This is a genomic window from Aequorivita sp. CRS11, assembly GCF_059693805.1.
In genome coordinates this window covers 383,485-397,502 of record NZ_JCATIG010000001.1, presented here as the reverse complement: position 1 = coordinate 397,502, position 14,018 = coordinate 383,485, and the positions used below count along the sequence as shown (strand labels likewise).

Here is a 14,018-nt window from a genome sequence, read left to right as displayed (position 1 = left end):
CTTCTATTTTAAAGATAATATTGTATAAATAAGTTCAATTGTTATGCCGCGTTTATTGTTAACGGACTTATTAACAGGGCTTTTGACTATAACTCCTTGTCAATAAAGGCTTTGTGTGAAAATTACTTCTTTTGAAGGATGTCTAGAACGTCTGTCAGTAATTTACACCCCTCCTCAATTTCGTCATTGCTTATTGTGAGCGGTGGGGTAATACGAATGGCGCGACCTTCAAAAAGTAGCCAAAAAAGCACTAATCCCAGTTCTTTGCAAGCGAGTATTACTTCGGAAGCGATTTCGGGCGTTTCCATTATTACTGCTAGCATTAAGCCCCTTCCTCGTACTTCCTTAACTAGCGGATGCACTAAAAGTTTTCTAAAAAGTTTTTCTTTTTGAAGTGTTTGCTCAATAATATCAGTTTCCGTCAGTTCCCGAAGTGTTGCCAAAGCTGCAGCCGCAATTACAGGATTTCCGCCAAAAGTGGTAATATGCCCTAGCTTGGGGTTGTCCTGCAATAATGTCATAACTTCGTGCGAGGCGGTAAATGCGCCGATCGGTAAACCGCCGCCCATACCTTTACCCATTACCAAAATATCGGGAGCGATGCCGAAATGCTCAAAGGCGAAAAGTTTTCCGGTTCTTCCAAAGCCTGGTTGAATTTCGTCCAAAATCAAAAGCGTTCCCGTTTGATCGCAACGTTGGCGGACTTTTTTGAGATAATCATTCTCAGGCTGAATGAAGCCCGCACCACCTTGTATGGTCTCCAAAATAATCGCAGCGGTTTCCGAAGTTATCCTTTGAAGATCTGCTTCGCTATTGAAATTCACGGGAAAGCAATCCGGCACTAGGGGTTTGAAAGCGTTCTTGCGTTCTTCGTAGCCCATCACACTCATAGAGCCCATGGTGTTGCCGTGGTATGCATTGATTGCGTAGAGAATTTGCGTTCTGCCTGTTGCGCGTCGCGCAAGTTTCAAAGAGCCTTCAATGGCCTCGGTGCCGCTGTTTACCAAATAGGTTGTGTTAAGGTTTTGCGGAAGATTTTCAGCTAGCAGTTTTGCAAGTTCCACGGAAGGTTCCTGAATATATTCACCGTAAACCATGACGTGCAGATATTTTTCAGCTTGATTTTTTATAGCTGAAATAACTCGCGGATGGCAATGCCCAAGCGTGCAGGCCGAAACTCCTGCTACAAAGTCAAGATGTTTTTTACCCGAAGTATCGTAAATATAACTTCCTTCAGCATGCGAAATCTCCAATGCCAACGGATGCGGAGTGGTTTGCGCCTGATATTTGAAGAATTCGTTTTTCATTTAATTCGTTGTCAGGTTGAGCGCAGCCGAAGCTTAATCATAAGTTCTCGACTGCACTCGAACGGATATTATTGATTATTTTTTGGGACAGAATCATTACCCTTTTCAATAGAGTCAATCACCTTCTGCTGAATGGAATCCCGTTTCGCCTCGCTTTCCAAGGTTTCGGGTTTTGGGTCATCGGGTCGGTTTTGTAAATCTTTCGGAGAAAGCTTGGACTCTTCGGGAAGCTCTATTTCATCTTCGGGAATATCCTCAAAAAATTCGCCCTCGTCCTTCGGCAGTGGGATTCCCGTAATTTTTGGAAGCACGGGTGCCGGCTTTCCTTTAAATAAATCTTCCACGGAATACAATCGTTCATCGCCACGCCATTGAAATCCGGGGAGAATCCTCGCATTCTCAGGCAGCATTGACGGCGGATAAACTTTCCCATCTGCCTTTTTTATAAACCGAATTCCAGTAACCTGCTGCTCTTCCAAATACATTTGAATGGAACTGGAAACGGTATTGTTGATGCCGACCAATTCTTCTTTGTCATTACGGGAATAGTAAATTACCTGTGCGTTTTTATTGATGTTTACCGTGTCCAGTTCATTATTTGTGAATAACCCAATAAGCCGTTCGCCCTTCACCTGGTTGAAGCCCAGGCTATCTTTTTGCACTAAAAAAGCATTATTGAAAACCTTGAGCGTATCCAGTTTATCCGTTATCGTATCTGAAAGAATGTGGATGGTATCGCCAATCATTTGGTTTTCGCCGCTCCACAAAACTGGGTTTCGTAAGAGTTTTGTAATTCCCCTTATTTCGTTGACGTAGATACTATCACATTTTCCGCTGGTGGGGTCGTCGCCTACTTTTCCGGGTTTGAAAAGTCGGGCACGATAAAATCCTTTTACAATTCTATTTTCGGGTTTGCCCGTAACGCGCAGCGTGTCTGCGTGTACATAAATGGAATCGCCGTCACGAACCGTGATTGCCACAGCTCTTTTCGTAATAAAAACCGAATCCTTTTCGCGGTAAACTTCGGCATAATGACCGCGGATAACACTTTTATTGATTGTGTCGAGAACCCGAATATTGTTGGTGGCAGAGGCAAAACTTTTGTTTCGGTCAAAATAGATGCTGTCGCCGTAAAGCGTCCGATTTTCATAATCTACTTTTGAATTTTTCACAAAATAGCCCGTATCGCCACGTGTGTCATAATATCCGCGTTCACAGTATACCGTACTGGTCTCACTTACAATCGTGGAAGGGCCGTAGAGGTAAGCATCTCCCGTCTCTGAAAAAAAATCGAGTTGGTTGCTATTAACGGTATACTTCGGGTTTACGATTTTTACATTTTGAAGAAACTGATATTTCTTGCTTTCGGCAAAATACCTCCCCGAACGGCTTGTTAAAACGCTGGCGGTATCCTGCACCGTACCACCCGTTCTGTAATATGCTTGCTGTTTTATTCTGTCAAAATATAGGGTGTCTGTTTTTAGGGTGGTTTTGGGTTCCGTTAAAACCACATCGCCGCTGGCAAAGGCAAATTGGGTGTTTCCATTGTATTCGGCATATTTGCTGTTCATCGAGACGGTATCGCCTTGCGTAATCCGCACATCGCCATAGGCTTTTACGAAATTATTTTTTAGATAAACAAAAGCTTGGTCGCACCACATTTCCACACCTTCGTGCACGATGTACACCTGCCCGGTTTCGTCTTTGGTGTAAATGGCGGCATCGGGAAATTCGGGCCTTATTTCAAGGTAACCGGACTGTATATCCACCTTTTGTTTTTCCTGTGCGGAAAGATTAATTCCGAAGAGAAAAACGATGACTACAATTATGAAAGATGATATTTTCAAAAAAGAATTATTTGTCATTAGCAACGAAAATATCAACAAAAAATTGATTACCGATGAATGGTTTGCTTTCTGTCCGGCCCTACGGAAACAATTTTGATTGGCACTTCCAGTTCCTTTTCCAAGAAATTGATGTAATCGTTCAAAGCTTGGGGCATTTGTGAGGCGTCGGTCATTTTGGTCAAGTCTGCCTGCCAGCCTTTCATTTCGGTATAAACTGGGGTTACATTTTCAGCTTCAATATTATATGGAAAATGCTGAATAGTTTCTCCTTTGTAATTATAGGCAGTACATACTTTAAGTGTATCAAAACCGCTCAAAACGTCGCCTTTCATCATAATCAATTGAGTCACGCCATTTACTTGAACTGCATAGCGAAGTGCTACCAAGTCCAACCAGCCGCAACGGCGCGGACGGCCTGTGGTTGCACCAAATTCATTTCCCACGCGGCCCATTGTTTCGCCAGCTTCGTCAAAAAGTTCAGTAGGGAAGGGGCCACTACCCACGCGGGTGGTGTAAGCCTTAAATATTCCAAAGACTTCTTTTATTTTTCCTGGAGCTACCCCTAAACCTGTGCAAGCACCAGCAGCAGTAGTGTTTGAGGAGGTCACGAAAGGATAAGTTCCAAAATCGATATCTAGCAATGAGCCTTGTGCACCTTCAGCAAGAATGGTTTTACCTTTTTGTTGGGCTTGGTGAAGATATTCCTCACTATCAATAAAAGTTAGGGATTTCAATACTTCAACAGCTTTGAAGAATTCGGATTCCAGGTCTGCTAAATCATACTGCACATCTACATTGTAAAAATCTATCATCGCTTCGTGCTTATCAGCCAGAGCGCGGTATTTTTCCTGCCAGTTGTCCAATTCCAGATCCCCCACGCGTATTCCGTTGCGGCCTGTCTTGTCCATATAGGTTGGACCAATGCCTTTAAGGGTTGAACCTATTTTTGCCTTTCCTTTTGAAGCTTCGGAAGCAGCGTCCAGCAAGCGGTGTGTTGGTAAGATAAGATGCGCCTTACGCGAAATCAATAGGCTTTTTTTAAGATCTAAATTGAATTTTGCGAGGTTGTCCAATTCCCTTTTGAAAATCACGGGATCAATTACAACCCCATTACCAACCAAATTGATGGTTCCTTCGTGAAAAATTCCACTGGGAATGGTATGAAGCACATGCTTGTGGCCGTCAAATTCCAAGGTGTGGCCCGCGTTTGGCCCGCCCTGAAAACGTGCGATTATATCATAGTTTTTTGTAAGAACGTCAACAATTTTTCCTTTGCCTTCGTCGCCCCATTGCAATCCAAGTAGTAAGTCTACTGCCATAATTTTTATTGATTGTTCCCGTCATCGTTTGTGGCGGGTGTTTTTTTATTTCCGTAAAAATAAAGTGAATGGTTGGTTATTTCTATATTAAAAACCTCTTCGATGGTTTTTTTGATGCTGTGTATTCTCGGGTCGCAAAACTCAATCACCTCTCCATTGGAAAGAATAACGTGGTCGTGGTTGCGATCAAAGTATGATTTTTCGTAATGCGCCTGATTCTGACCAAATTGGTGTTTTCGTACCAAACCGCACTCCAAAAGCAACTCAATGGTATTGTAAAGTGTTGCGCGGCTTACTCGGTAATTTTTGTTCTTCATATTTATGTATAGCGATTCAATATCGAAATGATCGTCGTGGTCATAAATTTCCTGAAGAATGGCATAGCGTTCCGGCGTTTTTCGGTGTCCTTTTTCCTCAAGAAAACCCGTAAAAACGTTCTTTACAATAGCCTGATTGTTTATATCTGTTTTTGAACTCATAATTAAGGTTGCAAAGTTACTTAAAATTTATGCTCTAGTAACTTTATCAATTCCGTTTATTTTTTTGATGTTTTCTACAAGGTTGTTAAGAATGGATTTGTTTTTTACCACAACTACAATTTTACCTGTAAAAACCCCATCATTACTATCAAAGTGAACACTTTTCATATCTATGTGAAGATTGTTTGAAATCACTTTCGTGACTTCGTTTACCAATCCAATAGTGTCAATCCCCGAAATATTCAGCACAGCTTTAAATTCGCGCTGTGTGCTATCAATCCATTTGGCAGGCATGATGCGGTAGCTATAATTGCTCTGAAGCTGCAATGCGTTTGGACAGTTGGTCTTGTGCACTTTTATACCTTCGTTTACGGTTACAAAACCAAAAACATCATCACCGGGAATGGGGTTGCAGCAGTTTGCCATTTTATAATCCAGTTTGTCTTCGTTTTTGCCGAAAACAAGTTGGTCAAACTTTTCTGTAATCTCTTCCTTATTAACATCCTCGGGCTTGTCGGGCTTTCTGATTCTATTTTTGAAGAAACTGATAAAGGCATTGCTTCGCGAAGCGGCAAAATCCTTAAGTTTTTGGTTGTCAATAATCCCCGCACCCACGCGATAAAACAAATCCAGACTCGTTTTCACTTTAAAGAAAACCACAAGCTGATTGATCGTAGTGTCGTCCAGATTTATTTTTAAAGATTTTAATTTTCTTGCTAAAACGACCTTACCTTCTTCTGCCAGCTGTTTCTTTTCATCCTTCAGCGAAGACTTAATTTTGGATCGTGCCCGGCCTGTTGTTGCATAATTTAGCCAGTTGGCTGTAGGTTTTGCGTTTTCCGAAGTTATAATCTCTACCTGATCGCCACTTTTCAATTCGTGGCTCAACGGAACCAGTTTGCCGTTAACCTTTGTGCCGCGGGTGTGCATACCAATTTCAGTGTGAATATGAAAGGCGAAATCCAATGCTGTTGCGCCTTTGGGAAGTGAGTACAAATCTCCTTTGGGAGTAAAGACAAAAATTTCCTTAGCATATAGGTTCAACTTGAATTCTTCCACAAAATCCACAGCACTTATTTCTGAATTTTCAAGCGTGTCCTGAAGTTTGTTCAACCAGTTTTCGAGGCCGCCGTCGTCTTTTTCCTTGTTTTTGTATTTGTAGTGGGCAGCAAAACCTTTTTCGGCAATCTCGTTCATGCGCTCGCTACGGATTTGCACTTCTACCCAACGGCCTTTGGGTCCCATAACTGTAATGTGAAGCGCTTCGTAACCCGTTGATTTGGGTGAAGAGATCCAATCACGCAAACGGATTGGGTTTGGACGAAAATGATCTGTAACAATTGAATAAATCTTCCAGGCAAAGAATTTTTCGTTTTCTGGAGCACTTTTGTAAATAATCCGCACAGCAAATTTGTCATAAACCTCGTCAAAGCTCACGTTTTGCGCCAGCATTTTTCTTCTTATTGAAAAGATGGATTTTGGACGGCCTTTTATTTCGTATTCAAGATTTTCGGCATCAAGTGAATTTTTTATCACTTTATTGAAAGCTTCAATATAAGCATCCTGCTCTTCTTTGCTCTCCTTTATTCGGCTTAAAATATCTGCATACACTTCTGGCTCAGTGAATTTCAAACCTAAATCCTCGAGTTCGGTTTTTATATTGTAAAGCCCGATGCGATGGGCAAGGGGGGCGTAGATGTAAAGTGTTTCAGAAGCAATTTTTCGTTGCTTGTCTGGAGGCATGCTGTCCATGGTTTGCATATTGTGCAGCCTGTCCGCAATTTTTATGATGATTACGCGAATGTCCTCATTGAGGGTAAGCAGCATTTTTCTGAAATTTTCCGCCTGCATGGAAACGTCTTCAGACATATTTATATGGGCAATCTTGGTAAGCCCGTCCACAATGCGGGCTACAACAGTGCCAAACATACGCTCGATATCCTCCAAGGAATATTCTGTGTCCTCAACCACATCGTGCAAAAGTGCTGCGGCTATGCTGGTGGCGTCAAGACCAATCTCTGATGCTACAATTTTTGCAACCGCAATAGGATGAAAAATGTAGGCCTCGCCACTTTTGCGGCGCTGCTCTTTATGGGCGTCCACGGCAAGGTCAAACGCACTGCGAATCAGTTTTTTATCTTCCTTGGTAAGGGTGCGATAACTGATCTTGAGCAGCTGTTTGTAATGCTTGGCGAGCTCTTTTTTCTCTTCTTCTAATGCGGCTTCTGTCATAAACCTAAAAGTATTGAAAAGTAATTGAATTGGCAAGAAATTAATTGGCTTAGGGTTTGGCACGGCCTCTAACAATACGAAATCACAAAATAGAGGACTAAGTTTCTCGCAACAGGCGTTTCATTTAAAATAGCCTATTAGAATTGTAGAGCATCCTCTAAGGCATCGAAAAAATCTCAAACTGCTTAAACAGTTTACATCGGTTAGGTTGTCTTGAAATGCAAGGGAAGCAGAATGGTAGTTTTTTTATTCCCGAAGTGTCTTGTCCTTGTCTTGTCCTAAAATAGCTACCCCACACCAAAGCCATAGCAAAGCCATAGCAAAGCCATAGCAAAGTCATTAAAACGTAAGAAAACAGCCATTTTTTCCTACAAATTCAAGGCTATCTAACCGGACTGGGTTTAGGTGAGGGCAAATCATTGTTTATCATACTTTTACAGTGTTAACAACAGGTAAAATATCATGTATTATAATTTTATCTTATTTCGTGTTTGCCACCTAGAATAGTAGAAATATTTAAAGTCAGTGGGTGAGCTACGAAATATAGTTCCAAATATTCCGATACTTAACAAGTTGCGCATAGGCGTATTTTATAGGAATATTTTCTTCCGAAGCAAGGTTGGGGTCCGCTTTTAGAGTTTGGGCGGCATAGCTTCGGGCAATTTTTAATATTTCGGAATCCTTTACGATATCGGCAATTCGAAGGTTTAGCACGCCACTTTGTTGGGTGCCCATCATATCGCCGGGACCGCGAAGTTTTAAATCTACTTCCGCAATTTCAAAACCATCGCTGGTACGGACCATGGTCTCTAAACGGGTCTTTGCATCTGCCGAAAGTTTGTGGCCGGTCATTAAAATGCAGTAACTCTGCTCCGCACCGCGGCCAACTCTTCCGCGCAATTGATGTAATTGCGAAAGTCCAAAACGTTCTGCACTTTCAATAATCATCACGCTGGCATTTGGCACGTTTACCCCAACTTCAATTACCGTGGTGGCGACCATAATTTGTGTTTCGCCTTTTATAAATCGATTCATTTCATAATCCTTATCGGCTGGTTTCATCTGTCCGTGAACGATGGAAACTTGATATTTTGGCATAGGAAATTCGCGCACAATACTCTCGTATCCGTCCATCAAATCCTTGTAATCCATGGTCTCACTTTCCTGTATTAATGGGTACACAATATACACCTGCCGGCCCTTGCTAATTTCGTCCTTTATAAAGCGAAAAACTTTGAGTCTATTTGCATCAAAACGGTGCACGGTTTTAATGTCTTTTCTGCCCGGCGGAAGCTCATCAATTACACTAATATCCAAGTCGCCATAAATGCTCATTGCAAGGGTACGGGGGATGGGGGTAGCAGTCATAACGAGGATGTGTGGGGGAATGGTCCCAGCCCCTCCAACCTCCCCGGAGGGGAGGCTTTTTAAAGTTGTTTCAATTGTTTTTAGCGATGCATCGATATTGCCTATTATTTCTTCATTTGTGAACCGTATCACATTAAACTTCAGTTCTTTTAAAATTTGCGTTCTCAGCTCATCAGCTTCTTTTTGCTGCGGATGGTTGTGATATCCCCCATCTACTTCAATTATCAGCTTTTTTTCGAGACAGACAAAATCGACAATAAACTCATCAATAATATGTTGTCGTCTAAATTTATAATCAAGTTTTTTGGTTCGTAAACATTCCCATAAAATTGCTTCGGCTTGGGTGGGTTGTTTTTTGTTTTTTTGCTGGAGCTCTTTTAGTAATTTATAAGCAGATGGCCTAGCCGTCATATATTTTTTACGCACTCTTGCTGCTTCCTCCCTCAGGGAGGATTGAGGTGGGCCTCCCTTATGCCATAATTTGCTGCGTTGTTCCACGCCAAAACGGTGTTGCTCATCCACGATTGCAAGCCCTAAATTTTTAAATTTTACCTTATCTTCGAGCAGGGCATGGGTGCCAATTAAGATATCCAATTCACCATTTTCAAGCTTTTTGTGAATTTCTTTTCTTTTTGAAGTTTTGGTTGAACCTGTTAATAATTCAATACTGGTGTTCAGTCTTTTACACATTTCAACTAAACCGTTATAATGCTGAACTGACAAAATTTCAGTAGGTGCCATTAAACAGGCTTGAAAACCGTTGTCAAGTGCTATTAACATTGACATTAGCGCTACTATTGTTTTCCCCGAACCCACATCGCCCTGCAAAAGTCGATTCATCTGTGCGTTGCTTCCCAAATCGTTGCGGATTTCCTTGAGTACGCGTTTCTGTGCTTCGGTCAAATCAAAGGGTAAATGTTCCGAAAAAAAGGTGTTGAAATTATGACCAATTTTATCAAAAGTATAACCCTTAATTTTCGATTTATGGATGAGATTTTTTCGGATTAATTGAAGTTGAATATAGAATAATTCCTCAAATTTTAATCGGTATTGTGCGCGTGCCAAATGTGCCTGACTTTTTGGAAAATGTATGTTGAAAAGTGCCTCCTTTTTTGAGACCAATTTCAATTGTTCCAAAAGGGGTTTTGAGAGGGTCTCGACAAAGGCGTTTTTGCTCTCCAAAAACAGCTGTTGCATCAGGCCATTTATCACCCTATTTGTGATGCCGCTGTTGTTTAATTTTTCGGTGGAAGGATACACGGGTTGCATGGCAGAACGGATACTTTTTTCGTGCGCATCCAGCAATTCCATTTCGGGGTGCGGCATGGAAAAACTGTTGTTGAAATAATTCGTTTTTCCGAAGATTACGTAGGGAACATTCAGCTTTAAATTCTCCCGAATCCATTTTTGGCCGCGAAACCAAACGAGTTCCATCGTACCGGTTTCGTCAATAAAAGTGGCAACGAGTCGCTTTCCTTTTTTTTGTTCTACGGTTTTAATGTGGGTGATTTTTCCAATAATCTGAACTTCGGCATTCGTTTGTTGCAATTGTGTAATTTTATAATACTGAGTTCGGTCTAAATATCTATTCGGAAAAAGATTCAGCAAATCCTGAAAAGTGTGGATGCCAAGCTCCTTTTTCAGCAAATCCGCCCGGTTTGGGCCGACGCCTTTTAAGTAATCTATTGGAGTTTGCAGGAAATTGGCATTCATAAAACGAATTTACTAATTCCGAACGAAGTGAAGGAATCCCATTATAGAATTATTATCTTTATACTATGGAAATTAATTTTACTACCAAGGAAGAAAGCAAAAGGCTGCAAGAAGCAGATTTTTTAGCACTTTCGGGAGCTGAAAGAGTATTTGCCTTCTTCAAGTTATGTTATGAAATGCGGGATTTTCCTTCTCAGGAAACTTCTGACAAAAAGGATAATTTCATTATTGAGTTTAAGAATAGATGATTGAAACTTGGGATAAAAACATTCGTGACTTTATTAAACTTAGCGATAAGCATAAAGTTAGAATAATTATGGTCGGTGGTGGCGCGGTAAATTTTCACGGTTATCAAAGGCATTCTGCGGATGTAGATTTTTGGTTGGAACCTGTTTCCGAAAACTTCCAAAAATTATTACTGGTTTTTAAAGAAATGGGTTATGATATTGATGATTTTCCCGAAGAAGTAAAAAAGCAGCGACAAAATATTTCAATTAAATTCACCCCAAGTATTCTTAATTTGGAGATTATCACCAATTTCTCTGTGAATAAGCCTTTTGCTAAAGCTTTTGAAGAGGCTGTACAAGTTAAAAAGGATGGTTTGGAATGGCGTGTTTTGTCTTTTGAAGATTTAATTATTAGCAAGATTAAAGCTGGACGCCCTAAGGATTTATTGGATATTCAAGAACTGCAACGCACCAAAAATAATTTAGATAAAAAATAATGGTCAAATTTTTTTTAACGTTTTCACTTTTTTTATTTTCCATTCAACTTTTTTCACAGCAAACTGATGTTGTGGATTTTTTGAGGATTGAGGCAAAAGTTTATCCATATTTTATGGGTAAAACTCAGATTGCTTTAAATACTTCCTTTAGAATATTAAAACCAACAGATTCTATTTTTTTGGATGCTAAGAATATGGAAGTTGGGGTAGATACAATAAATGAAAACATTTCAGTAAATTATAAAGATGATAAAATTTGGCTTTCTTCAAAAAAGTATGAAGCAGGGAAAATTTATTCTGCTCAATTCAATTGTATGGTGCAGCCAAAACAAACTTTATATTTTTTTGGAGACCAAATTTGGACGCAAGGGCAAGGCAAATACACATCTTACTGGCTTCCCAGTATTGACGATGTAAATGAGAAAATTGAATTTGATATTACAATATTAGCTCCTGATGATAAGACAGTAATTGCTAACGGAAAACTTTTAAATGTTGAAAATGATATAAATGAAAATTATTGGCACTTCGACATGAAAAAACCCATGTCCAGCTATTTGGTAGCCTTCGCAATTGGCGATTTCCATAAAAAAGAACTCCTTTCAAATTCAGGGATTCCTTTGGAATTATATTATAATCGTTCAGATTCACTAAAAGTAGAACCAACCTACCGCTACAGCAAACAGATTTTCGACTTTCTGGAAACTGAAATCGGCGTGCCGTATGCGTGGCAAAACTACAAGCAAGTTCCCGTTCGCGATTTTCTTTATGCCGGAATGGAAAACACAACCGCCACATTTTTCTCCGAAGCGTTTGTGGTAGATTCCACAAGCTTTAACGATAGAAACTACATAAACGTAAACGCCCACGAACTGGCCCACCAATGGTTTGGCAATTTGGTTACGGAAAAAGCAGGGGAAGACCATTGGTTGCAGGAAGGGTTTGCGACTTATTATGCTTTGCTAGCAGAAAAAGAAATTTTTGGTGAAGATTATTATTACTGGCAATTATACCAAACCGCCGAGCAATTAAAGGCAATGAGCGATGAGGGCAAGGGCGAATCATTGTTAAATCCAAAAGCAAGTTCACTTACATTTTATCAAAAAGGAGCTTGGGCGCTTCATATTTTACGAGAGCGAATAGGCGACGAGGCCTTTAAAGCGGCAATCAAAAACTATTTGGAGAAATATAAATTCAAAAATGTTTCTACCGAAGATTTTTTGAATGAAGTGAAAGCAGTCTCGCAAGTTGATATTGCAGATTTTGAAAGGAATTGGCTTCGTCAAAGTGCTTTTAAAGGGGAAGAAGCGTATCAATCTTTGTTGAAATCACCGTTTATTAAAAAGTATTTTGAGGTTTCCGCGCTTCGGGCAACGCCTTTGGCAGATAAAAAACTTCAGTTAAAAACTGCATTAACCTTTCCAAATGATTTTATTGGGCAGGAAGCAGTCTATCAATTGGTGGATGAACCACTTTCTGAAACCCTTCCGCTTTATAAAACCGCTTTCGGGAGCAATAATCTGTATGTTCGCCAAGCTGTGGCGCTTTCGTTGCAGACCATTCCAAAGGAACTCCAAACCGAATATGAAACCCTTTTAAACGATAATTCTTATGTAACCCTGGAAAACGCACTTTATCAATTATGGATGCAGTTTCCGCAGAAAAGAACAGAATATCTCAACAAAACAAAAGGAATTGAGGGTTTTCAGAATAAAAACATTCGGCAACTCTGGTTGACGTTGGCTTTAATTACAGAAGATTATGAAAAATCTGAAAAGGAGAATTATTTAAAGGAATTGAAAAATTATACTTCCACAGCTTATAGTTTCGAGATACGTGAAAAGGCGTTTGAATATGTAAACGAACTCCAGCTTTGGGATTTGGAAACACTTAAAAATTTAGCGGAAGCCTGCGTGCATCCCACTTGGCGCTTCTCAAAACCTTCAAAAGAAATGTTGAATGAATTACTTCAGAATAAAAAATATCACGAGCAAATAAAGGTTTTGGGCAGACAAGTCTCAGAAAAAGCGGCTAATTATTTAAACTCAATTATAAAGGAATGAGGGCGTTGGTAATTTCGGGCGGCGGAAGTAAGGGTGCATTTGCGGGCGGCGTGGCGCAGTATTTAATGGAAGAGCTTCATCATAATTATGACCTTTTTGTGGGAACTTCAACGGGCAGTTTGCTTATTTCACATTTGGCTTTGGATAAGGTTGAGAAAATTAAAGAGGTTTATACCTCCGTTAATCAAAAAAGCATATTCAGCAGTTGTCCATTTGTAATTAAGCAAAATAAATTTGGCGGAAAACAGATCGCTATTGATCATTATACGGTGCTTCGCAATTTCATAAAAGGAAAAAAAACCTTTGGCGAGAGTTTAAATTTACGAAAACTGATAGCAAATACCCTGACCGAAATAGAATTCAATAATTTAAAAGCTTCTGAAAAAGAAGTGGTTGTAACGGTTTCAAATCTTTCATTGAATCAAGTAGAATATAAGTCGATAAACGATTTTGAGTATCAGGATTTTTTGGACTGGATTTGGATTTCTTCAAATTTCACTCCTTTTATGAGTCTTGTAAAAAAAGATGGCTGTGAATATGCCGATGGCGGTTTTGGAAGCATGGTCCCTATTGAAGAGGCTATAAACCGTGGCGCAACACATATTGATGTAATTGTGTTGGAAACCGAAATTACCTATTACAATCGGCTTCCCTCAAAAAATGTATTTTCATTGCTTACCAATATGCACAATTATATGGCGGATCGTATTGAGAAACAGAACATCCGCATTGGGAAATTTGTCGCGACAAATAAAGATGTTATTATAAATCTTTATTATACTCCTACGGTTTTGACGACAAACTCTTTGATATTTGATAAGAAAATGATGACAAAGTGGTGGGAACTAGGTTTCCAATATGCTGATCAGAAGAATAATGAATTAAACGAAATTCGTACAAAAGACGATTGATATTCCTACATCTAGCTGGGGTATTTCCCTTATACTTTCAGTGTTTTCCCTGTTT

The 14,018-nt window shown here is 40.0% G+C and carries 10 protein-coding genes; 4 read left to right on the top strand and 6 right to left on the bottom strand.

Annotated features, from left to right (window positions below; genetic code table 11):
- Positions 1-122 precede the first annotated feature (122 nt).
- From AC58DT_RS01920 to AC58DT_RS01895, 6 genes are all read right to left on the bottom strand, one after another.
- Positions 123-1,307, bottom strand: a complete 1,185-nt coding sequence (locus tag AC58DT_RS01920; RefSeq protein WP_497215089.1) for an aspartate aminotransferase family protein — start codon at positions 1,305-1,307, stop codon at positions 123-125.
- 68 nt (positions 1,308-1,375) lie between these two features.
- Complete coding sequence (locus tag AC58DT_RS01915) at positions 1,376-3,172, bottom strand: OstA-like protein (protein WP_497215088.1); 1,797 nt, start codon at positions 3,170-3,172, stop codon at positions 1,376-1,378.
- Positions 3,173-3,201: 29 nt separating this feature from the next.
- Entirely contained in the window at positions 3,202-4,473 is a 1,272-nt protein-coding gene (locus tag AC58DT_RS01910) for an adenylosuccinate synthase (RefSeq protein ID WP_497215087.1), read from the bottom strand.
- Positions 4,474-4,478: 5 nt separating this feature from the next.
- On the bottom strand, positions 4,479-4,952 hold the full coding sequence (locus tag AC58DT_RS01905) for a Fur family transcriptional regulator (RefSeq protein ID WP_202336562.1): 474 nt from the start codon (positions 4,950-4,952) through the stop codon (positions 4,479-4,481).
- 27 nt (positions 4,953-4,979) lie between these two features.
- Positions 4,980-7,184 carry a RelA/SpoT family protein gene (locus tag AC58DT_RS01900; protein ID WP_497215086.1) on the bottom strand — a complete coding sequence of 735 codons (2,205 nt, stop codon included), beginning with the start codon at positions 7,182-7,184 and terminating at the stop codon, positions 4,980-4,982.
- 534 nt (positions 7,185-7,718) lie between these two features.
- A complete protein-coding gene (locus AC58DT_RS01895) occupies positions 7,719-10,265 on the bottom strand; it encodes a DUF559 domain-containing protein (protein WP_497215085.1) in 2,547 nt (848 codons plus the stop codon).
- A gap of 65 nt (positions 10,266-10,330) precedes the next feature.
- On the opposite strand from AC58DT_RS01895, the gene AC58DT_RS01890 reads away from it, so the two are divergent.
- Genes AC58DT_RS01890 through AC58DT_RS01875 form a run of 4 tightly spaced genes read left to right on the top strand, consistent with a single transcriptional unit; the run spans position 10,331 to position 13,963 of the window.
- Positions 10,331-10,513, top strand: a complete 183-nt coding sequence (locus AC58DT_RS01890) for a hypothetical protein (RefSeq protein ID WP_497215084.1) — start codon at positions 10,331-10,333, stop codon at positions 10,511-10,513.
- Positions 10,510-10,989 (top strand): nucleotidyl transferase AbiEii/AbiGii toxin family protein, encoded by a 480-nt coding sequence (locus tag AC58DT_RS01885; RefSeq protein ID WP_497215083.1) that lies wholly within the window; start codon positions 10,510-10,512, stop codon positions 10,987-10,989. Before AC58DT_RS01890 ends, AC58DT_RS01885 begins: the two co-directional genes overlap by 4 nt.
- Positions 10,989-13,052, top strand: coding sequence for a M1 family metallopeptidase (locus tag AC58DT_RS01880; RefSeq protein WP_497215082.1), 2,064 nt, complete (start codon positions 10,989-10,991; stop codon positions 13,050-13,052). The genes AC58DT_RS01885 and AC58DT_RS01880 overlap by 1 nt, the downstream gene beginning before the upstream one ends.
- Entirely contained in the window at positions 13,049-13,963 is a 915-nt protein-coding gene (locus AC58DT_RS01875) for a patatin-like phospholipase family protein (RefSeq protein ID WP_497215081.1), read from the top strand. Before AC58DT_RS01880 ends, AC58DT_RS01875 begins: the two co-directional genes overlap by 4 nt.
- Positions 13,964-14,018: the final 55 nt, after the last annotated feature.

Coding starts and splice junctions, on each gene's coding strand:
- AC58DT_RS01920 (WP_497215089.1), bottom strand. CDS start 1,307: ATGAAAAACGAATTCTTCAAATATCAGGCGCAAACCACTCCGCATCCG.
- AC58DT_RS01915 (WP_497215088.1), bottom strand. CDS start 3,172: ATGACAAATAATTCTTTTTTGAAAATATCATCTTTCATAATTGTAGTC.
- AC58DT_RS01885 (WP_497215083.1), top strand. CDS start 10,510: ATGATTGAAACTTGGGATAAAAACATTCGTGACTTTATTAAACTTAGC.
- AC58DT_RS01875 (WP_497215081.1), top strand. CDS start 13,049: ATGAGGGCGTTGGTAATTTCGGGCGGCGGAAGTAAGGGTGCATTTGCG.
- AC58DT_RS01910 (WP_497215087.1), bottom strand. CDS start 4,473: ATGGCAGTAGACTTACTACTTGGATTGCAATGGGGCGACGAAGGCAAA.
- AC58DT_RS01880 (WP_497215082.1), top strand. CDS start 10,989: ATGGTCAAATTTTTTTTAACGTTTTCACTTTTTTTATTTTCCATTCAA.
- AC58DT_RS01895 (WP_497215085.1), bottom strand. CDS start 10,265: ATGAATGCCAATTTCCTGCAAACTCCAATAGATTACTTAAAAGGCGTC.
- AC58DT_RS01890 (WP_497215084.1), top strand. CDS start 10,331: ATGGAAATTAATTTTACTACCAAGGAAGAAAGCAAAAGGCTGCAAGAA.
- AC58DT_RS01900 (WP_497215086.1), bottom strand. CDS start 7,184: ATGACAGAAGCCGCATTAGAAGAAGAGAAAAAAGAGCTCGCCAAGCAT.
- AC58DT_RS01905 (WP_202336562.1), bottom strand. CDS start 4,952: ATGAGTTCAAAAACAGATATAAACAATCAGGCTATTGTAAAGAACGTT.